The following is a 22,985-nucleotide window of genomic DNA, read 5'->3' as shown; positions in this document are numbered from 1 at the left end:
TTCGATCAGATGGTCCGCACCGGGACACCGGCGCCCCGGAGCGTCTGGTGGGCGGGCGCCGACAGGCACAGCAAAGGGCGGGCACCGTCGAGGCCGAGTGCGCGAAGGTGGCGCGCCATCGGGTGGGCGCCCTGCCCGACGATCAGCCGCGCCCGCGGTGCGAGATGCACCCGTCCCCGGCCTCGGGTCTGGACGCACGACCGAAGCGTGGTGTCCCCGCGCCGCGAGTAGCAGACCATGTCCCCTGCCTCGGCCGGCACCCCCGGGCCGAGGGACCCCCGGAAGGTGAGCAACCTGTCGTCCGGGCCGCCGGCCACGACGCGGGCGAACCCGGCGGTGACCTCCACGTCCAGAGCCGCCACCGACGGCTCGCAACCCCAGATCTCCGGCGCCACGGCCGACACGGTCTCGGTGTCCACCACCGAGCCGACGAGGCAGCTTCCGGAACGCCGGTGATCGGCCCGCCGGAACAGATCGGGCCAGACCCGCAACGACCGCGGCCGCCACGGATCGTGCACGACGATCCCGACATCGACCTGGCGGTACCCCCCGAGGCTGCTGCGCCGGTTGGCGGACGCATGGACGGTGACCAGGGCGCGCCCCGCGACCCGGACGGCGGGTCCGAGCCCGGTGCCGCGCAGCAAGGTCGCGGCCATGCCGGGGTCGGCGGCGAAGTACGCGGTGAGGGCGCTACCCTCCTGGCATCTGACCGGTAACTCCAGTGCTCCGCCCGAGGTCGTCGCCGGATAGGTCGGCACGGTCAGGAAGGGAAAGCCGTCGGGGCAGGGGACGCGGTCGAACAACAGGTAGGCCTGCGAGCGGGTGACCCGCCCCCGGTAGGGGGTGAGCCGGTCGTCGATGCGGTCGCGGGCCTCGGGCAGGTCGTCGGCGATGGTGGCGGTGTAGTGCTCGATGCCGTGGCAGATGGGGAACAGGTGGGTCGAGTCGAAGTAGTCGACCACGTACCAGTCGGGATGCAGGTCGAAGCAGCCGCCCGCGCCCTGCCCGTCGAGGGTGGGGATGATGTCGTGCTGGTTGGTGACGCTGGCGACCCAGGTGCGCGGATCGGCGGGCTTCTTGAAGTCGACCGGTGACCCGATGGCCACGGCGTGGGTGACGGTGTAGCGGGCGCAGAACCGCGTGTCCTGCGCCAGGTTCATGATCGCCGCTCCGCCGGCGCTGTGCCCGATCAGGGCGATCTCGGCGCCCGGGGGGATGCCGTAGTCGTCGACGGCTTTGACCAGCGCACGGCTGTAGGGGCCGCTGTCGAGCACGGCGCTGCTGAAGGCGCCGAGCAGATCCTGCGGGGAGTCGTTGTCGGGCCGGCCGGGCCGCATGCCGGGCGCCTGGACGACGTGGCGCTCCACCCCGTCCGGGCCCGCCACGCTCTGGATGAGCATCCGCCCTGAGGCGCCCACCACGCCGATGTTGCGGAGGAAGTCGAGCAGCGACCCGCGCGTTCCGAGCCGGGCGGCCTCGGCGGGATCGAGATCGAGCCGGCGCGCGGCCCCCTCTCCGGTGTCGAGAACGGCTATGGCCCGGTTGCTCAGGCCGGTGACCGGATCGGCGCTGGCGTACCCCGTGCCGGTGGCGATCAGCCACGCGGCGGTGTCGTTGAGCGGGTTCTCGTCCAGCAGTGCCCGCAGTGCGAGCACTTCGCCGAAGACCGGGGCCAGCCCGCTGAGGGTGCGCACCGCGCCGCGGTCCTTCAGCAGCGCGCGCAGCGCACGGAGCGCCTCGATGTCGCGGTCGGCTCCGACCGCCTCGATGAGCCTGCCCAGCAGCGGGTCGTCGGCCAGCTCGGGATGAACGAGGGTCACGGCGGTGATCCGCAGCCGCAGCGAGGTGGCCAGGATGAGGACGGCCAGGCTCTCGGCGCCCGCCATGCCGCCGAGCCTGGCCGCCAGCGAGCCCAGCCGGCCGCCGGTGACCGCGTATCCGAGCCCCTTCCGGTCGGTCACCGCGCGGAGCAGGGCACGCTGCGCCCGGTATCCCCGCGCGGGAGCGCGCAGCAGGGCCTTGAGCACGGCGCCGTCGGTGAGCGCCGCCGTGGCGTGGGCGGACGCCTCCTGGATCGCCACCCCGATGTCGGCCAGCTCACGCGCCGCGTCGCGCAGCAGCTTCGCGTGCGCCTCCGGGCCGCCCTGCTCCTGGACGCCGGGGTGGTGCCGGTCGCTCACGGCTCCCCCTGCCGGGTCAGGCTCACGAAACGCGGTCGCGGATCCTCGGGGACGTTGCGGTGGAGGACGTCCGACAGCGTTCGCGTGCCGGTGATGACGCCCATGCCGAGCGGGGAGAACGTCGCGGCGTTGAACACCCGCGATGCCAGCAGTGGATTGGTCAGCGCCTGCGAGAAGGCGTCGATGGCGATGATCTTCGTGAGGAGCGGCGGCAGCATGGCGTCCGGGGCGCCGGGCTCCTCGGCGAACAGGCCGACGTACAGATCGAGGTCGTCCACGTCGCGATAGAGCTCGCGGAGCGCCTCGCTCACCTTCGGCTCGCCCGAGACCTGGTCGAAGGACCGCACGCGGGGGAAGCGGCAGTGCTCGCGGTAGTCGTTGTAGGGGGCGAGCCTCAGCGCGCGCGACTCGGCGATGCTGGCCACGTCGACCGCCCGCAGGGCGGGGTCGGTGTTGAACAGTCCGATGCGACCGGCGCGCTGGCGGGAGGCGTCCTCGAAGAGCCGGCCCAGCCCCGGACCGGGGATGAGCGCTCCGCCGACCATGGTCTCGGCCATCGGGAGCTCCCGGCCGCCCACCGACAGGCTGGAAGGGATCAGGCTGTGCCAGCGGTACACGAGGTTGAACTCCGCCGAGGCCCAGTTCTCCCGGTGCCAGGGCGCCCGGCCGAGCATGGCGGACAGCCGCGGATCGAGGGTGAAGCGGAAGTGGTACGGGGTGATGTGGTTGATGTACTCCTCGACCACGAGCTTGATCAGCAGCACGATGAGGATGTTGCGCGTCGTCTGGAACAGGCGTTCGTCGTCCCAGCGCGGATGGCGCTCGGCCAGGAGGCGGGCCACCCTGTTGTGCTCGCGCAGGAACAGCACCGTGAGCATGGTGAAGCCGATGTGGATGTTGCCGCGGTCGCTTCCTGTCGCGAACAGGGTGTCGCGTTGCGCGTCGGTGAGCTCGGCGAAACGGATCACGCTCAGCGCGGCGAACTCGGCCTTGATCTTGCCGTTCTCGCAGAGGTGGGGAGGGAACTCGGCGCCGTTGATGACCTGGCTTTTCAGCAGCCCGCCGTCGAACGTGCGGAGCGCGGCGGTCGCCGCGGCGTTGAGCCCGTAGAGCTGGTTCAGGTCGATGTGGTGGTTCGAGCTGTTCTTACGCGGGTCCCTGGGGATGTTGACGTCGCCGCGCAGGAACCCGTCGGTGAACCACTGGGCGAAGTAGGCGAACAGCACGGTGGACCGCGGGCAGGGGATCATGGTCTCACCGCGGGTGAACAGGTCCGCGGCCCGCTCGGGCGTGGGCCTGACGTCCTCGCGGGCTGCGACCGGTGGCAGGTGCCGCCCGCTGAAGGTGCGGTCGGTCAGCGAGGCCCACGAGGTGTAGTCGGCCATGGTGCTCAGCGGCTCGGGTCGCGGCGGCATCTCGCGGATCGCGTGGTCGATCAGCGAGGCGTTGAGGCGCCGTCGTACCGGCTGGACGCGCTGCGCCAGGTCCCACAGCGGTCGCCCGTGGGTCAGGGCCAGGAATCTGAGGCGGTTGACGGCGCCGTCGGTCGCGACGCTCCTCGCCTTCGCTCTGGTGGGCGCCATCGTCAGGCATCCTTTCCCTGCGCGCCGATCGCGAGGACGAACCGGTCGGGGAAGATGCCGTGGTCGCGGACGATCGCCCCGTCCGGTGGCGGGAGCATGCGCACCCCGGGCCGCACGAGCAGGCGGCGCACGACCTCGCAGATGACGGCTCTGGCGGGATGCACGCCGAGGCAGGCGTGGTGGCCGTGACCGAAGTACAGCCCGAGGTGCCCCGGCCGGTCGAGGCGGAAGTCGTCGGGCTCCTCCACCACGTCGGCGTCGAACATGGCCGAGGCCGGCGCGGCGAGCACGAAGGTCCCCGCGGGGATGACCGTGCGGCGCGGGGTGCCCGCGGCCAGGACATGGTCGCGCTCGCACACCCGGGGAAGCAGCTTGAAGAAGGGGCTGAACCGCAGCGCCTCCCAGACATAAGAGTCGAAGCGCGCCGGATCGGGCGCGGTGGCGGCCTCCACGGCCTCCGCCAGCACCCGCGGGCGCAGCATGAGCTGCTCCACCGCCTCGACCATGGCCCCCGGCCCGCTCTCGACGAACCCCAGGGGCAGCCCGGCCATGTTGATCAGTATCCGCTCGTCGGCCACCTCGACCCCGGACGGAAGGGTCGTGCGGATGAGCCGGGTCAAGACGTCGTCGGGCACCGGCACCCGCCCCGCCTGCAACTCGGCCCGGCGCTCGGCGAGCAGGCGGCGCAGGTAGCCGATCATCTCCTCGCCGGCGCGGACCGACGCCGCCTGGATCGCCGGATCGCCCTGGAAGTTGGCGAAGCCGTCGGTGATCACGGCTCTGGTCCACCGCGAGAGGACCTCGGGAGCCGGCCCGGGGAATCCGAAGTACTCCGCGCACACGCGCAGGGCGACGTGCCGGAAGAGCTCGTGGACGGCTTCGATGTGGCCTCGGCGCGACGCGGCGTCCAGCGCCTTGTCGGCGACGCGACCCGCAAACCCGCGCACGCCCGCCGCGTCCTGCGGAGCGAGCATGACCTGCATCAGGCCCTTCTCCCGCCAGTTCATCGGCGTCGCGTCCCTGGAGAGCATGAACGGGCCGCCGAGCGCCGCCTCCAGGCGCGGGCCGAAGGCCCGGACCGTGAAGACCTCCTCCCGGGAGAGCACCTCGGTGACATCGGCGAAACGGGTGACGACGGTGAAGGCGGGCGTGACGAAGATCGGCCTGCGGTCACGGAGCTGGGCGAAGAACGCACGCCAGTCGGTGCGCATCCACTCGCGGACGAGGGCGAACGCGGACATCGGATCGCGGGCCAGGGCCGCGTCGTACCTCTCCAGATGGTCGCCCGTAGTCGCTTGATCGACAGCACCCATGCCGTAGGACCCTCCGTCTCACCTGTGAACCGGCCGTCGAAGCCATGACGCGGCCGAGACCGTCACTTTGCGTGTCGACGACATCGGCCTGCGTTACATCACCTCAGGATAGCTACAGAACGCATTCTCTTGCCTCCGCTACGTGAGTGATCCATAACTCCCAGGCAACTCCCGCCGCGCGCCCGCGCGGCCGTTGAATGGGTGGCCGGACCGCACACCAGGCGGTCTTCGCCGACCGCAGGGAGCGAGCATGACCAGGTCCGCCGTCCCGCCAGGTCAGCCGGAGCCGGTCACGCCGGCCTTCCCGCCGGACCGCGGGGAGCCGGACGCGAGCGCGAATGCGGACGCGGACGCGGGCACGAATGCGGGCGCGGGCACGAATGCGGGCGCGAATGCGGGTGCGGGCGCCGGTACGAGTGCCGGGGCCGGGGCCGGGGCGGGGTCCGGGACCGGGACCGGGGCCGGGGCCGGTGAGACGGTGGCGGTGGCGACCGGGCGCCGCACCCTCTACCTGGTCGTCCTCGTCATACTGCCGGTGCTGGCCCTGGCCGCGGCGGTCCCCGCCCTCTGGGGATGGGGGATCGGCCCGCGCGACGCGGTCATCGCCGTCGTCATGTACCTGATCAGCATCTTCGGCATCGCCATCGGCTACCACCGGCACTTCACCCACCGCGCCTTCAGGTGCCGAAGGCCACTGCGCATCGCGCTCATGCTCGCGGGCGGCATGGCCCTGGAAGGCCCGGTCACGCTGTGGGCGGCCGAACACCGCCGTCACCACAAGTACGCCGACCGGCCCGGCGACCCCCACTCACCCTGGCGCTACGGCGACGGCGGCCTCGCCCTGCTGCGGGGCATGGCACACGCGCACGTCGGCTGGTTCTACACCGCGCGCCACCGCTCCCGCCGGCAGCGCTGGGTGCCCGACCTGCTGGCCGACCCGGACGTCCGGCGGTTCGACTCCGCCTACCCGGCCGTCGCGGTGCTGTCGTTCCTGCTGCCCGCCATGGCGGGCGGGCTGTGGGCGATGTCGTGGACCGGCGTGTGGACCGCCCTGTTCTGGGGCGGGCTCGTCCGCTACGCCGTGGTGCACCATGTCACCTGGTCGGTGAACTCCATCGCCCACACCTTCGGCGAACGCCCCTTCACGACCAGGGACCGGTCGTCCAACGTCCGGTGGGTGGCGCTGCTGACCCTTGGCGAGGGCTGGCACAACTGGCACCACGTCGAGCCGAGCTGCGCGCGCCACGGGGTGCTCAAAGGTCAGCTCGACCCGAGCGCCCGGTTGATCCGCTGGTTCGAGCGGGCGGGCTGGGCGTACGGCGCGCACTGGCCGGACCCCGCGCGCCTCAGCGCCCGCCGCAGATCGTCCGCCCCAGGCACCGAAGGCATGCCTGCCGGTTGAACGGCCCGGCCTGAACGGCCGGGCCTCGCGTGGTCCTGGTCAGCCGTAGTACTTCTTCGCGCCGTCGTGCAGGGGGACCGGCTCGGTCTTGGGGGCGTTGTCGCGGGTGATGCTCTTGGCCGAGGGATGGACCTTCTCCAGCTCCGCCTTGTGGTCGAACAGCAGCCTCGCCAGGCTCTCCGCGAGGGCGGGGTCCATCTTCTCGTTGACCACCAGCAGGTTGGGCACCGTGATCGTGGAGACCTCGGACGGAGTCGCGTAGACGTCCTTGGCGATCGTGCCCGCCGCGTACACCTGACCGTGCTCGGCCTGCATCGGGGCCAGCACCTTGTCCAGCGGGACGAAGGCGACCTTGTCCTTGAGGCTGGTCACGAGGTCGGTGATGCCGGGGGTGGGCAGGCCGCCGGACCAGATCAGGGCGTCCAGGCCGCCGTCCTTGATGCCCTGCACGCTTTCGGGCAGGCCGAGCGACTGCCGGGTGACGTCCTTGTCCGGGTCGAGGCCCGCGGCCTTGAGCATGCGCAGGGCGATGACCTCGGTGCCGGAGTTCGGGGATCCGGTGGAGACGCGCTTGCCCTTGAGGTCGGCGATGGACCTCACCCCTGAGTCGGTGGTGGCGACCACCTGCGTGTAGTTGTCGTACAGGCGGGCGATGGCGCGGATCGGCTGGGGCGAGGTGAACGAGCCCTTGCCCGCGGCCGCGTCGGCGGCGGAGTCGGCCAGGGTGAAGGCGATGTCGGAGTCGCCCCTGACCACCCGCTGGATGTTCTCCACCGAGGCGCCGGTCGCCTCGGCCGTCGCCTGGTAGCCGGGGATGTTCTTACCGATCTGGTTCGCCAGGCCGCCACCGAGGACGTAGTAGACACCCGTGGTGTTGCCGGTGGCGATCGACAGCCGCTTGCCCGCGACAGAGCTCGTGTCACCGGTCTGCCCGGCGGACCGGTCACCGCCACAGCCGCCGAGGGTCAGCGACCCGGCGACCAGCAGGACGGCCAAACGTCCGAGTTTCATGTGCTTTCCTCCCGTGTTCGTAAGACCAGATGGAGTCCGATGGCGACGACCAGGACCCCCGCCCCGGCGAGCACCGGGCCGGGCGACAGGAACAGCAGCAGGACGGCCGCCACCCCGCAGAGCGCCCTCTCGACCGGGCCCGCGGGACCGGCCAGCCAGCCGCCCGTCGCTGCGGCCAGTGCCGTCACCGCCAACGCCGAGACCGCGACGGCCAGAAGGATGTCCCCCGCCGTCCCCTGCGCCAGCAGCGCCGAGCCCGCGGGGGTCAGCACGAAGGCGAACGGGACCAGGAAGGCGGGAAGGGTGTACTTCCAGGTGGCCATCATGGTGCGGTAGGCGTTGCCGCCGGTGATGGCCGAGGCGGCGAAGGCCGACAGAGCGGTGGGCGGGCTGACCTCCGACAGGACCGCGTAGTAGAAGACGAACATGTACGCCTCGGCCTGCGTGACCCCGAGGTCCATCAGCGCGGGCCCGATGATGATCGCCGCGATGACGAACGACGCGGTCACCGGGACGGCGAGGCCCAGCACCAGCACCGCCAGCGCGCACAGCAGCGCGGTGACGGCGAGGATCCCGCCCGAGGCTCCGACGATCAGGGAACTGGCCTTGAGGCCGAGTCCCGTCAGGGTGACCACGGCGACGATGAGGCCGGCGGCGGCGCAGGTGGCCGCGACCGCCAGCACTCCGGTCGTCCCCGCGGCCAGGGCCTCGGCCGCGCGGCGCGGGGTGAGCCTGTGCTCGCGGTCGAGGAAGGACAGCGCGAAGGCCAGCAGCGTGGCGTACACCACCGCGCGGAACGGCGACTGCCCCAGCGCCATCAGGATGACGATCACGAACAGCGAGCTGAAGTGGTATCCCAGCCGCCGCAGCAGCGGCCAGAACCTCGGCGCGTCCACCTCGACCGCCCCCGTGCCGTACTTGCGGGCGTCGATCTCGATGGCCAGGAAGATGCCCAGGTAGTACAGGATGGTGGGGATCGTGGCGTAGATCAGCACGGTGAGGTAGCCGACCCGCAGGTACTCCGCGATGATGAACGCCGCCGCGCCCAGCGTGGGCGGGGACAGGATCGCCCCGATGCCCGCGGCCGCGAGCACTCCCCCGCCCTGCTCGGGGGGATAGCCCGCCCTGCGCAGGATCGGCCAGGCGACGCTGCCCACGCTCACCGTCGTCGCGACGCCCGAACCGCTGACGGTGCCGAGCAGGAACCCGGCGAGCGTGACCGTGCGGCCCGGCGCCGCGCGCGAGCGGCGGAAGGCCGCAAGAGAGATGTCGACGAAGAACTTGCCCGCGCCGGAGTGGTCGAGGACCGCCCCGTAGACGGTGAACAGGATGATGTAGGTGGCCGCCACGTCGAGCGGCACGCCGTACACGCCGTCGGTGCCCATCACCGAGGAGACGATGATCCGGTCGAAGTCGTAGCCTCGATGCCCGATGACCCAATCGAAGGGCAGGTAGCCGCCGTAGTAGGCGTAGGCGAGGAAGGCGAGGCAGACGGCGGGCAGGATCCAGCCGACGGTGCGACGGCAGGCCTCCAGCACCAGCAGGATGATCAGCGCGCCCGCCGCCACGTCGAGGGCCGTGGGGTCGAACGCGCGCCGGATGAAGTCGTCGAAGACGACCAGCGGGTAGAGACAGACCGCCAGCGACACCACCGCCAGCGCCCAGTCGACGGCGCCCGGGCGGTCGCCGCCCCGCCGCCGCGGCTTGTAGCAGACGAAAGTGAGCGGGAGCACGACCGCGAGGAAGATCATCCGGTACGGCAGCACGGCACCAGGACGGAACGCCCAGTACAGCACGTAGAGCGAGAGCCCCAAGGCGACCAGGGTGACGGCCGCGGCCACCCGGCCCCGCAGCCGCCGCGCGGGCCGCTCGGCGTCGAACTGCGCGATCAGATCATCGGGTGCTCTGGTCTCCGTCAAGCGCGTTCTCCCGGTGTGGTCTCCGTAAGCGCCGTCTCCAGGTGTGCGCCGCCGATCCCTGACCGGACGTTACCCACCTGGCTGACCGCGTCCCGTCAGGTCGGGATCACATTCTCATCGCGATTGCCGCGCGAGGCACGCTCCACGGCCGACACTCCGGGACCACACCCGCCTACCGGTCACCGCATCGGAGGAAACGGACAAGTCCCCGGCCGGATCGGTGCCGATCTCGGTGTCTCTGCCCGCAGATGCCAAGACCTAGGGATTTTCCCTGACATAAAGGGCAGATGACCGCCCGATGAGCAACCCAGATCTGATCTTCGCCCTCGGCGGCGCAGGAGCCCTGCTCGCGGCGGTGCTGCCAGGCGTGCTCCACCGGCGGCCGTTCTCGCTACCGCTGGCCTGCCTGCTCGGCGGCGCGCTGCTGTTCCTGCTCCCCCTTCCACTACCCGAGCCCGACCCGATGGCCCATCGGGTCGCGCTGGAGCACATCACCGAGATCTGCGTGGTCGTGTCCCTGATGGGCGCCGGTCTGGCGATCAATCGCAGGATCGGCCTGAGCAGGTGGTCGTCGACCTGGCGGCTGCTCGGCTGGACCATGCCGCTGACCGTCGCCGCCGTCGCCGTGACCGCCTGCCTGCTGCTCGGCTGGCCGCCGGCCGCCGGGCTGCTGATGGGCGCGGTGCTCGCTCCCACCGACCCGGTGCTCGCCTCCGATGTGCAGGTGGGCGAGCCTGTCGACGCGGAGAACGCCGACGACGAGGTCCGCTTCTCGCTCACCTCCGAGGCGGGTCTCAACGACGGACTGGCCTTCCCGATCGTCTACGCCGCCATCGCGCTGGCCGCCACCGGCGGGATCGGATGGATCGGCGAATGGGCGCTCGTGGACGTGCTGTACCGGGCCGCCGCGGGGGTGATCGGAGGGCTGCTGATCGGCAGGCTGCTCGGCCGCCTGTTCTTCCACGCCCAAGTGGAGGGCCTGCGGCTGGCCGAGCACCGCGACGGGTTCGTCGCCCTGGCGGCCACCTTCCTCGCCTACGGCCTGACCGAGCTTGTCCACGGGTACGGCTTCATCGCCGTCTTCGTCACCGCCTGCACGATCAGGAACGCCGAGCGCACCCACGGCTACAACGGCGTCCTGCACGGCTTCATCGAGCAGATCGAGCGGCTGCTGACCGCGTGGCTGCTCCTGCTGCTGGGCGGTTACATCGCCGCGGGCGGCCTGGCCGCGCTCACCTGGCGAGGCGCCGCGGTCGGCCTCCTGCTCCTGCTGGTCATCCGGCCGGTGACAGGGTGGCTGGCCCAGATCGGCGGGCCCGCCGGGCCGCGCGAGCGGTCCGTGATGTCCTTCTTCGGCATCCGCGGCATCGGATCGATGTACTACCTCGCCTACGCCCTCGGCCAGGCCGACTTCGGCGTGCCACCGCAGGAGCTGTGGGCGGTGGCGGCCTTCACCGTGATGGCGTCCGTCGTCCTGCACGGGATCACCGCGACGCCGGTCATGGCCCGCCTGGACCGCCTCCGGGGCGACACGCCCGAGGCCACCCCGCTGACCGCCAACGACCGCTGACAATCCTGCAAGATCGGTGTAAATTGTGGTGTGCGTCACGCAACAGGTTCTCCGTGGCGCGATCGGAGACGGCATCCTCCCTTCGCACCGCGACACCTACGGCAACAGCGCGGCGGGCGCCTTGCCTGACTGACTCCTAGGTCAGGAAGGAACGCGATGTCATCACTCCCCCGCCCGACCGGACGGCGCCCGCGAACACCACTTCGCCGCCTGTCGCTCGCCGCGGCGGCACTCGTCGCGGCCGCCGCCGCGCTCTTCCCCACCACGGCCGGGGCCGCGGCCTACCAGGTGCTCGTTTTCTCCAAGACCGCCGGCTTCCGCCACGACTCCATCCCCGCCGGCGTCCAGGCCATCCGCGACCTCGCGGCGGGCGGCGGCTTCACCGTCACCGCCACCGAGGACGGCGGCGCGATCACCACCGCGAACCTGGCCCGGTACCAGGCCGTGGTGTTCCTCAACACGACCGGCGACCTGCTCGACGAGACGCAGCAGACCGCCCTGCGGTCCTACGTCGACGGCGGCGGCGGCTTCGTCGGCGTGCACGCCGCGGCCGACGCGGAGTACGGCTGGCCGTACTACGGCCAGCTCGTCGGCGCCTGGTTCGCCAGTCACCCGAGCATCCAGCAGGCCACCGTCAGGACCGGGGACCGCGCGCACGCCGCGACCGCACACCTCGGGACCACCTGGTCCAGGACCGACGAGTGGTACAACTACCGTGCCAACCCGCGCTCCGCCGTGCACGTGCTGCAGAGCCTCGACGAGGGCAGCTACGGCGGCGGCACGATGAACGGTGACCACCCCATCACGTGGTGCCATCCGCAGGGCGCCGGCCGGTCCTTCTACACCGGGCTCGGCCACACCCAGGAGTCCTACGCCGATCCGGCCTTCAGGTCGCTGCTGCTCGGCGGCATCGCCTACGCCGCCGGAGCCGTCAAGGCCGACTGCCGCCCGGAGAACGGATACACGCCGATCTACAACGGCTCGACGAGCGGCTGGTCGCAGGCAGGTCCCGGCTCGTTCGCCAACGTGGACGCCACGCTGACCTCACGCGACGGGCTGGGGATGCTGTGGTACAGCACCAAGGAATACCACGCCTTCTCGCTCAAGCTCGACTGGAAGATGGACGGGGACGATAATTCCGGCGTGGTGGTCGGCTTCCCCGCCTCCAGCGACCCGTGGTCGGCGCTGAACAACGGCTACGAGGTGCAGATCGACGCCACCGACACCCCCGACAAGACCACCGGGTCGATCTACGGGTTCAAGGCGGCCGACATCGCGGCGCGTGACGCGGCGCTGAACCCGCCGGGACGATGGAACACCTACGAGCTGCTCGTCGAGGGGGAACGGCTGCAGGTGTTCCTGAACGGCGTGAAGATCAACGACTTCACCAACACCGACCCGGCGCGCTCTCTCCAGCAGGGGTACATCGGCATCCAGAACCACGGGACGGGCGACGACGTGTCCTTCCGCCACATCCGGGTCAGGGAGCTCGGCGGCGGGGGCGGGCCGGTGACCGTCGAAGGCGAGGCGTACACCTCCGGCTCGGGCGTTCAGCCGGCCGACCACGGCGCCGCAAGCGGCGGCAGGACGCTGGGGTACGTCAACAACGGGGACTGGGCCGGATACTCCTCGGTCGAGACGTCAGGGGCGAGGACCTTCAGTGCCCGCTTCTCCTCGGCCGGCTCGGGCGGCACCATCCAGGTCCGTTCCGGCTCGGCCACCGGAACGCTGCTCGGCTCGGTCAGCGTGCCGGTCACCGGCGGCTGGGAGAACTTCCAGACCGTCTCCACGACGCTGACGGGCTCGGGGTCGGGGCCGCTGGTCCTGGTCTTCACCGGCACCGGCGGCGGCTACCTGTTCGACGTCGACACCTTCACGGTGACCAAGGACTGAGCCGCGCGACAGCGGGCGTTCGAGGTCCGCGCGGGCTGAGCCGCGCCGCAGCGGGCGTTCGAGGTCCGTCACCGGGACCTCGGACGCACCGCCGCGCCGCTCACGCCCGCGGCGGTCTACTCATCGCCTTGGTCCGGCCGATGGGTCCCGGCGTCGCCGGACAGGCGTGCGGCCTGCTCGGGTTCCAGCCCCTCGGTGGGGTCGACCGCCGGACGTCCCCGCTCGACCCGCCAGGCGCTGAACGCGGCCGTCATCGCCAGAACCCAGGCCGCGCCCAGGGCGTACCCGGCCAGGACGTCGGAGACGAAATGGACCCCGAGCGCGACGCGTGAGAACCCGATGCCGATCACCAGCAGCACCGCGACGACGACGGCGACGCGGCGCCCCACGCCGCGCAGCGCGGGCCAGAACGACAGCAGGAGCACCCCATACGCCACCATGGCCGCCTGCGCGTGACCGCTGGGAAAGCTCAGCCCCTGGGCGGAGGCCACCGGATCGGTCACCACCGGGCGTGCCCGGTCGACCACCTCTTTCACCGTCACGTTCAGCAGCCAGCCACCGAGCGTCGTGACCACCACGAACAGCGCGAGGCGCGGCAGCCCGCGCCGCCACAGCCAGGCGGCCACGACCGCGAAGACCACCAGGTACACCGCCGAGGAGCCGATCGCGCTCAGCGCCTTCATCACCGCGACGAACCCCGGCTGCTGCACGGCGTACTGGTTCAGATCGTCGCGGGCGCTCGCGTCCAGCGCCTCCAGGGGCGGCCACCGGTCCTTCACCAGGAGCAGCAGTAAGCCGAACGGCACCGCCACCAGCGCCAGCGCCCCCGCCGACAGCGCCGCCCGGACCCCGAAGCGCACATCTGACCGCACCACCCGACCTCACCTTCACCGGCACCATTTCCTCCGAACCCTGCCCAGCGTCACCGGGTTCAACAGCCGTTCACCAGGAATTCCCAGTTCACGGCCACCGACCAGGCCGACCGGGAAAGAGGGGAGGTCGTCTGTGCCCGGCCGCGAGGATCTTGAAGAGCCGTCCCCGCGACCGTCGAGACCTTCGCGGGCCTGGGCTTCGAGGCGCCGCCGCTCGGCGCCGCGCGGCCTTCTCAGGCGAGTATGCGGACGGGGTTCTCCAGCAGTGACAGAAAGGTCCTCATCCATTCGGCGGCGACCGCTCCGTCGACCGGGCGGTGGTCCACCGAAAGCGTCACTCGCATCACCGTCCCGGCCTTCAGCTTGCCGTTCTCGGCGATCGGCTCCTGCCGGGCGGCTCCGACGGCGAGGATCGCGGCGTGGGGCGGGTTGATGATCGCCGCGAACTCCTCGGTGCCGTACATGCCCAGGTTCGTCACGCTGAAGGAGCCTCCCTCCAGCTCCTCCTGCCTGAGCCGCCCCGCCTTGGCCCGCTCGGCGAAGTCCCTGACCGTCGAGGCCACCGTCGAGATGGTCATCCGCTCGACGGACCTGAGCACCGGCGTCACCAGCCCTCTCTCTGTCGCGATCGCCACCGCCATGTCGACGGAGGAGAACGACCGGATGGCTTCCGGGGTCCAGATCACGTTCATCGCCGGGACAAGCTGGTGCGCCCGGGCCGCGGCCTTGACCACCATGTCGTTCACGGAGATCTTCACCGGAGCGCCGTCGTTCAGCTTCCGCCGGAGCTTCATCAACCTGCCGACCCGCGCCGTGCCCCGCAGGTAGAAGTGCGGCGTCGTCTGCTTGCTCGCGGTGAGCCGGGAGGCGACGGCCTTGCGTATCCGCGAATGCGGCACGTCGGTGAAGGCGGTCGAGGTCGTCACGGTCCCGGCCGCGGGAACGCCTGCCGGTGCGGCCGCCGGAACGCCCGCCCGTACGCCCGCCCGTACGTCCGCCGGAACGCTCGCCGGTACGCTCGCCGGCGCGGCGGGCGGGCCGGCCTCGGCGGTCGCCGTGGAAGCGCGCGCAGACGCGGCTCTGCTCGCGATCGCCGCCTCCACGTCCCTGCGTATGATCCGGCCGTTGGGGCCCGTCCCCGCGATGTCCTCGTAGCGGATGCCCGCCTCACCCGCCAGCCGGCGGGCCAGCGGGCTGGAGAAGACGCGCCCGGCCGAGCCGTTCGCCGCCGGGGCCCCGCCGGCGGTCCGCTCCGTCGCCGGCGGCTCGGTGACGTCGCGGCGTCCCGGTGTCGTCACCCGGCCTGGCGCCGCCATCCCCAGCTGGGCCAGGAGCGCGTCGAGGTCCGCCACCTTCTCCCCCGGTTCGCCGATGAGCGCGATGGGCGCGCCGACCTCGACCTCGGCGCCCTCGGGCACGAGCGTCTTGAGGATGACGCCGTCGGCCTCGGCGGGGACGTCCACCACGGCCTTCTCGGTCTCGACGGTGGCGATCACCTCGTCGGCGGAGAAGGGGACGTTCTCGGCGATCGACCATCCCTGGAGGACCGCCTCCACCGCGTTGGCGGCCACTTCGGGCATGTGCAGCAGTCTGGCCATGTTCAGTACCCTGTGATCTCGGTGAGCTTGACGGCCGCTTCCTCGCTCTTGGCGATCGCCGCACGTTCCAGGACCTTGCTGATGCTGGGCGACGCCTCGCCACCGGTCAGGCGCTGCACCGGCTGGTCCAGCCAGTCGAAGTAGCGCCGCTGGATCTCGTCGGCCAGCCAGCCTCCGTACGACGTGCCGACCGCGCCTTGTTCCGCGATGAGCACGTTGTTCGTCTTCTTGATGCTCTCGCCGATGGTGTCCCAGTCGATGCTCGCCCGATCGAGCCAGCGCAGGTCGATCACCTCCGCGTCGACGGTGCCCAGCGACTCGACCGCCTCCAGCACGTAGTTGGTCATCATCAGGTAGGAGATGACGGTGATCTCGGATCCCTCCCGGCGTACGGCGGCGCTGCCGACGGGGATGCAGTAGTCCAGGTCGTCCACCGGCCCCTCGCCCATGGAGGAGTAGAGGTCGACGTGTTCGAGGACGACCACGGGGTCCTTGCAGCGCAGCGCGCTGTTCATGAGGCCCACGTAGTCGAAGGGGGTGGAGGGGGCGACGATGCGCCAGCCCACCGAGGTCGCGAAGACGCCGGCGGGGTCCATCGAGTGCTGCGAGCCGTACCCGGTGCCCATCGCGACCTTGCTCCGCAGCACGAACGGCACCTCGCCCTCGCCGCCGAACATGTGCCGGGCCTTGCCGATCTGGTTGAAGAGCTGGTCCGCGGCCACCCACATGAAGTCGGCGTACATGAACTCGACCACGGGCTTGTAGCGGCCGTCGAGCGCGATGCCGCCGCCGAGGCCGGCGAAGGCGTTCTCGCTGATGGGGGTGCCGAGGATCCGGTCGGGGTAGGCGTCCTTGAGGCCCTTGGTCGCGCCGTTGGTGCCGCCGTTGAGGCGGTGCACGTCCTCGCCCATCACGACGATGGTGTCGTCGGTCTCCATCCTCCGGCCCATCACCCCGGCGACGGCGTCGATGAACCGCTGCTCCGCGAGGGCGCCGGTGAAGGTGTCGCGGTCCGCGAACCGGGCGCCGGAGAACTCGCTGAGGTCGCCCCGTACGCCGACGTCGACGAACGCCGGGTCGGGCCACTCCTCCGGCCTGATCCGGCGCTGGCCCGGCTTGCCGCCGGGCAGCGGTTCGAGGAGCACCTCACCGATGCCGGCCATCAGCTTCCTGGCCCGGTCGATCGTCGCCTCGATCTCGGGCCCGGTGAGGAGGTCGCGCCGGACCAGGTGGCCGGAGAGCTGCTTGATCGGGTCCCGGTCGCGCCACTCCTGCTCCTCCTCCTTGGTGCGGTAGCCGAACGCGCTACCGGGGAAGGGGCCGTTCTGGTGGAAGTAGCGGTAGACGTCCGCCTCGATCACGGTGGGGCCCTTGCCCGCGCGCATGTGCGCGAGTGCCTCCCGCATGGCCAGGTAGACCGCCAGCGGGTTCATGCCGTCGACCTTCCAGCTGGGGATGCCGAAGCCCGGCCCGCGCGCCGAGAGCCGCGGCTCTCCGGTGGCCTCGGTGACGTTGGTCGAGACGGCGTACCGGTTGTTCTCGATGAAGAAGCACAGGGGCAGACCCCAGGCGGACGCCAGGTTGAGCGTCTCCAGCGTGGATCCGATGTTGACGGCGCCGTCGCCGAAGTAGGTCACCGACACCGCGTCGGTGCCGGACTGCCGGTGCGCCCACGCGGAGCCGGCCGCTAGGGGCACGCCACCCCCGACGATGGCGTTGGTGCCGATGGCACCGGCCTCCTTCAGCTGCAGGTGCATGGACCCGCCGCGCCCGTGGCTGAAGCCGCGGTCGAGGCCGCAGATCTCGGCCAGGCTGCGCAGCAGCACCTCTCGCACGTCGGCCGAGAACTCCTGCCGGGGGTCGATGCCCTTGGGCTCGACGTGGGCCAGCACCTTGGCCAGGAACTGGTGGTGTCCCCGGTGTGACCCGTTGACCGTGTCCTTGCCGGTGAGGGGCAGGATCGAGCCGACGGCGCCGCCTTCCTGCCCGATGCTCGAATGCGCGGGCCCGTGGATCAGGCCGGCGCGGGCGAGTTCGAGGACGTACTCCTCGAAGGTCCGGACGAGGACGAGCTGGCTCAGCATGGCCGTGAGCAGGTCCGGGTCGGCCGCGTCCCAGTCGGCGTCGGTGGCGACGACCTCGACCCACGGCGCCGCGGGTTCGAGCCGCTTGTGCTCGGTCATGACACTCTCCATGCAATCGATCGCAGAGATCCCCAGCGTGCCACAGGATGGATCCGATATCCAGTGAGGAACCGCACTGGACGCCCGAAATACCCCCTGACTATGATGCTTTGGATCCAATGATTGCTGGGAGGGGTGCAGGATGAACACCGGACTTCCCGGGCTGACCCGCTTGGACCACATCGGTTTCACGGTTCCCGATCTCGAAGAGGCGCGCGGGTTCCTCGTCGACGTGCTCGGCTGCGAATACATGTACACACTGGGGCCGTACCGCCACGACGGCAGCGACTGGATGTCCGAGCACCTCAACGTCCACCCCCGCGCGGTGATGGAGGAGCTCCACTTCTTCCGGTGCGGCGGCCAGGCGGTGTTCGAGGTCTTCCAGTACTCCGCGCCGGAGCAGGACACGACGCCGCCCAGGAACAGCGACATCGGCGGCCACCACATCGCCTTGTACGTCGACGACCTGGACGTCGCGGTCGACTACCTGAAGAGCCAGGGGGTCACGGTGCTCGGCGAGCCCACGGCCAGCAAGGGGCCGAGCGAGGGCCAGCGCTGGGTGTACTTCCTGGCTCCCTGGGGCATGCAGTTCGAGCTGGTGTCCTACCCCCACGGCAAGGCCTTCGACCGTCAGACCGCGGCCGGCTGAGGGGTTCAGGTGCCAGGACAGACGAGGCGGACGGCGGACGGCGGTCCCGGTCCGGTGGACGCGGCGAGCCGGCGCGTGGCCGGCCACCTTCGCGACGCCATCCTCAGCGGTGAGATCGCCCCGGGCGAGCGGATCCGGCAGGAGGAGGTCGCCGAGCGCTTCGGAGCCAGCCGCCTGCCGGTGCGCGAGGCCCTGCGCATGCTGGAGGCGGAAGGACTCACCGAGAGCCAGGCCCACAAGGGCGCCTGGGTGCCCCGCCTGGGCAGGCACGAGGTGGACGTCATCTACCAGATGCGCGAGCGCCTCGAACCGCTGGCGCTGGCCGAGAGCCTCCCCCATCTGACCGAGGACGACGTCCACCGGATCGGCGAGATCCAGGAGCGCATAGAGGCCAACACCGACCTCGCCGAGTTCCTCGCGCTCGACCGCGAGTTCCACCTGCTGACCTACTCGGGCTGCCCCATCGACCAGCTCTCCTCGATGGTCGTCAGGCTGTGGAACTCCACCCAGCACTACCGGCGCGCGTTCATGTACCTGAGCGGCCCCGGCCGCCGCTGGGTCGTCAACGCCGAGCACCGGCTGCTCCTGGACGCGATCGAACGGCGCGACGCCGTCGACGCCGAGCGGCACCTCAGCGGGCACATCCGGCGGACGCGCATCGAGCTCTCCCGGCACCCGGAAGTATTCGAAGGGACGACTCCATGACGCGGGCATTCCAGCTGACGGTCAACGGCGGCCTGGTCAGCGTCGACACCGATCCGGACACACCGCTGCTCAACGTCCTGCGCAACGAGCTCGACCTGAAGGGCGCCAGGTTCGGCTGCGGGCTGGGCCTGTGCGGTGCCTGCTTCGTCCAGATGGACGGCCAGGTCGTGGCGTCCTGCGACGTGCCCATGTGGTCGGCGGAGGGCCGGACCGTGGTGACGGTCGAAGGGCTGGCGCCCGGAGACGGCCTGCACCGCGTGCAGCAGGCGCTCATCGACGAGCAGGCGGTGCAGTGCGGCTACTGCGTCTCCGGGATCCTGGTGAGCGCGGCGACCCTCCTCGACTCCGATCCGGCACCCGACGAACAGGCCGTCGTCGAGGCCCTCGATCGCAACCTGTGCCGCTGCGGCGTCCACCGCCGTGTCGTACGCGCCGTCATGAACGCCGCTTCCCCGAAGGCGGCCTCATGACCGTCGAACGCGAGGCCGTCCGGACCACCATCCCGAACACCCTGGAGGCGAACCCGGTCCTGTCCCGCTGGGTGAGCGTCGACGCCGATGGCATCGTGGACGTGCGCGTGGGCAAGGTCGAGCTCGGGCAGGGAATCCTCACCGCGCTCTCGCAGATCGCCGCCGAGGAGCTCGGCGTCGACCTCGGCCAGGTACGGATGCGGCCGGCCAACACCAGGCACGGCCCCAACGAGGGCCTGACCGCCGGGAGCATGTCGATCGCCCAGTCAGGTCCCGCCGTCCGCATGGTGTGCGCCCAGGTGCGGGCCAGGTTCGTGGCCGAGGCGGCACGGCGCTGGAACGTCGGCGCCGAGCGGGTCACCGTACGCCAGGGCCGGATCCGCTGTGACGAGCTGGTCACCTCGTACGGCGCTCTGGCCGGCGCCGTCGACCTCGATGTGCCCGCCGGCCCCGAGGCACCGCCGGCGCACGGCGACCGGCCGCTCATCGTCGGCACGAGCGCTCCCCGCCTGGACGTGCCGGACAAGGTCGCCGGCCGGCCGCGTTTCATCCACGACCTGCGCCTGCCCGGACAGCTGTTCGGCCGGGTGCTGCGCCCGCCGTCCCCGGGCGCGGAGCTACTGCGCCTCGACGCGACCCGCTTCGAGGCGATGAACGTCGAGCTGGTCAGGGACGGGTCGTTCGTCGGCGTGGTCGGAGCGGACGAAGCGGAGGTGACGCGTGCCGTCGAAGCACTGCGGGACGCCACGAGCTGGGACGAACGCGACACGCTGCCCGACGAGGACGACCTGCCCGGCTTCCTGAGGTCCGGTCCGCACGAGACCATCGACGTGCTGACCGGCGAGCCGCCCCCACCGGCGGGACGGACGATCCGGGCGAGCTACAGCCGGCCGTTCCTCGCCCATGCCTCGATGGCGCCGAGCTGCGGCGTGGCCCGCTGGAACCACGACGGGACGCTGTCCGTCTGGAGCCACAGCCAGGGCATCCACGGCCTGCGCGCCGCGATCGCGCTCGCGCTGGACATGGACGCTGACAGGATCGAGGTCGAGCACGCCGAGGGCGCCGGGAGCTACGGGCACAACGCCGCCGACGACGCCGCGTTCGACGCCGTGCTGCTCGCCCGCAGCGTGCCGGGCCGTCCCGTGCAGGCGCAGTGGAGTAGGCGGGACGAGCTGGCGTGGTCGCCGTTCGGCTCGGCCATGTCCGTCGACGTGGAGGCCCGGGTCGGCGAGTCCGGCGAGGTACTGGCGTGGAGCTACGACGTGTGGAGCCAGGGGCACACGAGCCGTCCCGGCTACGCCGGGGTTCCCGGCCTGCTCGCGGGCGCCTACCTGGAGCGGCCGTGGCGCTATCCGGCGCCCGCCGACCCCCCGCAGGCCCGTGGCGCGGGCACGGCGCGCAACGCGGTGCCGATCTACGACTTCCCGCACCGCCGGATCACCGGCCACCGCCTGCTCCGGACGCCGATCCGCTCGTCGTCCCTGCGCGCGCTGGGCGCCTTCATGAACGTCTTCGCGATCGAGTCCTTCATGGACGAGCTCGCGCTGTCGGCGGGGGCCGACCCGCTGGCCTACCGGCTGGCGCACCTCGGCGACGAGCGCGGGCGCAGGGTCCTGGAGAGGGCCGCCGAAGCGGCCGGCTGGGGAACCCCGGTGGCCGAGGGGACCGGGCGTGGCATCGGGTTCGCCCGCTACAAGGACAAGGGCGCCTACTGCGCGGTCGTCGCGGAGGTGGAGGCCGAGACCGAGATCCGTGTCCGCCGGCTCACCATCGCCGTGGACGTCGGCCTGGTGGTGAACCCGGACGGGGTGCGCAACCAGATCGAGGGCGGGGCCACCCAGGCGGCGAGCTGGACGCTGAAGGAACGGGTGCGCTTCGACCGGCGCCGGGTCACCAGTGACGACTGGGAGAGCTACCCGATCCTGCGGTTCAGCGAGGCGCCGGAGATCCACGTGGAGCTCGTCGAGGATCCCGGCCTGCGATCGGTGGGCGCGGGCGAGGCGGCGCAGGGACCGACGGCGGCGGCCATCGCCAACGCGGTCGCCTCGGCCATCGGGGTCCGCGTCAGAGACCTCCCCCTCACCCGCGAAGCCGTCGTGACCGCGATCGAGTCACCGGACTTCTGACTCCCCCAGCCGCGGCCTCCGCCGCCCGGCGTGCACCATCGCCGCGCGGCCTCCGCCGTCCTCACGGCCTGCGCCGTTCTCGCGGCCTGCACCGTCGCGCGGCCTGCACCATTGCCTCGCGGCCTTCACCGTCCTCGCGTGGCCTTCGCCATCGCCGCGGGTGTCCCGGGAGCCGTGTGTGCTCCCGGGTACTCCAGCTGTGTTCACGAGCCGAGGCCTTTACTTTGTAGATTTCTTTCTCGCGCCGGCGGCGTGGTCACCACTGGACGGCGATGTACTTGGCCTCCAGGTAGTCGAGCATGCCCTCGTGGCCGCCCTCACGGCCGATGCCGCTCTGCTTCACCCCGCCGAACGGCGCCGCCGGGTCGCTGACCAGGCCCCGGTTGAGCCCGACCATGCCGGACTCGAGCCTCTCGCTGACGCGCAGCCCGCGAGCCAGGTCGCCGGTGTAGACGTAGGCGACCAGCCCGAACTCCGTGTCGTTCGCGAGCCGGATGGCCTCGGCCTCCTCCTCGAAGGTGACCACCGGGGCGACCGGGCCGAAGATCTCCTCGCGCAGGATCGACGAGTCGGGGCGCACGTTCACCAGCACGGTCGGGTCGTAGTAGAAGCCCGGCCGGTCCGGGCGGGTGCCGCCGATGACCGCCTTCGCGCCCTCCTCGACCGCGCCGCGCACGAGGCTCTCGACCTTGTCGACCGCCTCCTGGTTCACCAGCGGGCCGACCTGGGTGGCCTCTTCGGTACCGGGCCCGACCGTCAGCGCGGACATCCGCTCGGCCAGCCGCCTGCCGAACTCCTCGGCGATGGAGGACTCGACGTAGAACCGGTTGGCGGCCGTGCACGCCTCCCCCGCGTTGCGCATCTTGGCGACCATCGCGCCCTCGATGGCGAGGTCGAGGTCGGCGTCGGCGAACACGAGGAACGGCGCGTTGCCGCCGAGCTCCATCGAGGTGTTGATGACCTGGTCGGCCGCCTCGCCGAGCAGCACACGTCCCACTTCCGTGGACCCGGTGAAGGACAGCTTGCGCACCCTCGGGTCGTGCAGCATGGCGGACACGACCGCGCCGGACCTGCGCGCCGGCAGCACGTTCACCACCCCGGCGGGAACGCCCGCGGCCTCGAGGATCCTGGCCATGGCGAGCGCGGTGAGGGGCGTGTCGCTGGCGGGCTTGAGGACGACGGTGCACCCGGCGGCCAGGGCGGGGCCGATCTTCCGGGTCGCCATGGCCGCGGGGAAGTTCCAGGGCGTCACCAGCACGCAGATGCCGACCGGCTGGTGCAGCACGACGATGCGGTTCGCCCCGGAGGGCGCCGTGGCCACTGAACCGGCGCCCCGGACGGCCTCCTCGGCGTACCACCGGAAGAACTCCGCCGCGTAGGCGACCTCTCCCCGCGCGTCGGGCAGCGCCTTGCCGTTCTCCAGAGAGATGAGCCGGGCGAGGTCCTCACCCTGCTCGGTCATCAGCTCGAACGCCTTGCGCAGGATCTCGGCCCGCTGCCTTGGGGCCGTC

16 protein-coding genes are annotated in these 22,985 nt (G+C 71.4%); 7 read left to right on the top strand and 9 right to left on the bottom strand.

What is annotated here, in order from left to right; genetic code table 11:
* Positions 1-5 precede the first annotated feature (5 nt).
* From ABD810_RS20475 to ABD810_RS20465, 3 genes are read right to left on the bottom strand one after another with little or no spacing between them, the layout of a single operon-like run.
* Entirely contained in the window at positions 6-2,180 is a 2,175-nt protein-coding gene (locus ABD810_RS20475) for a hypothetical protein (protein ID WP_344942474.1), read from the bottom strand.
* Positions 2,177-3,763: a peroxidase family protein gene (locus ABD810_RS20470; protein ID WP_344942471.1), complete on the bottom strand. Its 1,587-nt coding sequence runs from the start codon at positions 3,761-3,763 to the stop codon at positions 2,177-2,179. The genes ABD810_RS20475 and ABD810_RS20470 overlap by 4 nt, the downstream gene beginning before the upstream one ends.
* 2 nt (positions 3,764-3,765) lie before the next feature.
* Entirely contained in the window at positions 3,766-5,076 is a 1,311-nt protein-coding gene (locus tag ABD810_RS20465; RefSeq protein WP_344942469.1) for a cytochrome P450, read from the bottom strand.
* 250 nt (positions 5,077-5,326) lie between these two features.
* On the opposite strand from ABD810_RS20465, the gene ABD810_RS20460 reads away from it, so the two are divergent.
* Positions 5,327-6,478, top strand: coding sequence for an acyl-CoA desaturase (locus ABD810_RS20460; protein WP_344942466.1), 1,152 nt, complete (start codon positions 5,327-5,329; stop codon positions 6,476-6,478).
* 39 nt (positions 6,479-6,517) lie between these two features.
* Here the strand turns inward: ABD810_RS20460 and ABD810_RS20455 are convergent, their stop codons facing one another.
* Positions 6,518-7,489, bottom strand: coding sequence for a TAXI family TRAP transporter solute-binding subunit (locus tag ABD810_RS20455; protein ID WP_344942464.1), 972 nt, complete (start codon positions 7,487-7,489; stop codon positions 6,518-6,520).
* Positions 7,486-9,408, bottom strand: coding sequence for a TRAP transporter permease (locus ABD810_RS20450; RefSeq protein WP_344942461.1), 1,923 nt, complete (start codon positions 9,406-9,408; stop codon positions 7,486-7,488). The genes ABD810_RS20455 and ABD810_RS20450 overlap by 4 nt, the downstream gene beginning before the upstream one ends.
* 298 nt (positions 9,409-9,706) lie before the next feature.
* Between ABD810_RS20450 and ABD810_RS20445 the strand changes: the two genes are divergently transcribed.
* Together ABD810_RS20445 and ABD810_RS20440 are read left to right on the top strand one after the other, a co-directional pair.
* Positions 9,707-10,978 carry a cation:proton antiporter gene (locus ABD810_RS20445; RefSeq protein ID WP_344942458.1) on the top strand — a complete coding sequence of 424 codons (1,272 nt, stop codon included), beginning with the start codon at positions 9,707-9,709 and terminating at the stop codon, positions 10,976-10,978.
* A gap of 156 nt (positions 10,979-11,134) precedes the next feature.
* Positions 11,135-12,871 carry a ThuA domain-containing protein gene (locus tag ABD810_RS20440; protein WP_344942455.1) on the top strand — a complete coding sequence of 579 codons (1,737 nt, stop codon included), beginning with the start codon at positions 11,135-11,137 and terminating at the stop codon, positions 12,869-12,871.
* Positions 12,872-12,987: 116 nt separating this feature from the next.
* Here ABD810_RS20440 and ABD810_RS20435 read toward each other — a convergent pair whose 3' ends face one another.
* The 3 genes from ABD810_RS20435 to ABD810_RS20425 all read right to left on the bottom strand — a co-directional run bounded on the left by ABD810_RS20435 (position 12,988) and on the right by ABD810_RS20425 (position 17,524).
* Positions 12,988-13,746: a phosphatase PAP2 family protein gene (locus ABD810_RS20435; RefSeq protein ID WP_344942452.1), complete on the bottom strand. Its 759-nt coding sequence runs from the start codon at positions 13,744-13,746 to the stop codon at positions 12,988-12,990.
* A 230-nt stretch (positions 13,747-13,976) separates the two neighbouring features.
* Entirely contained in the window at positions 13,977-15,341 is a 1,365-nt protein-coding gene (locus ABD810_RS20430; RefSeq protein WP_344942449.1) for a dihydrolipoamide acetyltransferase family protein, read from the bottom strand.
* Between the two features lie 2 nt (positions 15,342-15,343).
* A complete protein-coding gene (locus ABD810_RS20425) occupies positions 15,344-17,524 on the bottom strand; it encodes an alpha-ketoacid dehydrogenase subunit alpha/beta (RefSeq protein ID WP_344942446.1) in 2,181 nt (726 codons plus the stop codon).
* Between the two features lie 142 nt (positions 17,525-17,666).
* Between ABD810_RS20425 and ABD810_RS20420 the strand changes: the two genes are divergently transcribed.
* The 4 genes from ABD810_RS20420 to ABD810_RS20405 are packed head-to-tail and all read left to right on the top strand — an operon-like array spanning position 17,667 to position 21,474.
* On the top strand, positions 17,667-18,173 hold the full coding sequence (locus tag ABD810_RS20420; protein ID WP_344942443.1) for a VOC family protein: 507 nt from the start codon (positions 17,667-17,669) through the stop codon (positions 18,171-18,173).
* Positions 18,174-18,182: 9 nt separating this feature from the next.
* Positions 18,183-18,878 (top strand): GntR family transcriptional regulator, encoded by a 696-nt coding sequence (locus ABD810_RS20415; RefSeq protein WP_344942440.1) that lies wholly within the window; start codon positions 18,183-18,185, stop codon positions 18,876-18,878.
* Positions 18,875-19,348 (top strand): (2Fe-2S)-binding protein, encoded by a 474-nt coding sequence (locus ABD810_RS20410; RefSeq protein ID WP_344942437.1) that lies wholly within the window; start codon positions 18,875-18,877, stop codon positions 19,346-19,348. The genes ABD810_RS20415 and ABD810_RS20410 overlap by 4 nt, the downstream gene beginning before the upstream one ends.
* Positions 19,345-21,474 (top strand): xanthine dehydrogenase family protein molybdopterin-binding subunit, encoded by a 2,130-nt coding sequence (locus ABD810_RS20405; RefSeq protein WP_344942434.1) that lies wholly within the window; start codon positions 19,345-19,347, stop codon positions 21,472-21,474. The genes ABD810_RS20410 and ABD810_RS20405 overlap by 4 nt, the downstream gene beginning before the upstream one ends.
* Positions 21,475-21,730: 256 nt before the next feature.
* Here the strand turns inward: ABD810_RS20405 and ABD810_RS20400 are convergent.
* A partial coding sequence (locus tag ABD810_RS20400; RefSeq protein WP_344942431.1) for an NAD-dependent succinate-semialdehyde dehydrogenase occupies positions 21,731-22,985 on the bottom strand: 1,255 nt, incomplete at its 5' end.

It is taken from the genome of Sphaerisporangium flaviroseum (genome assembly GCF_039537005.1).
GTDB lineage: Bacteria > Actinomycetota > Actinomycetes > Streptosporangiales > Streptosporangiaceae > Sphaerisporangium > Sphaerisporangium flaviroseum.
Note: the sequence above shows the minus strand (reverse complement) of the source record. Positions and strands in the feature narration are given on the sequence as shown.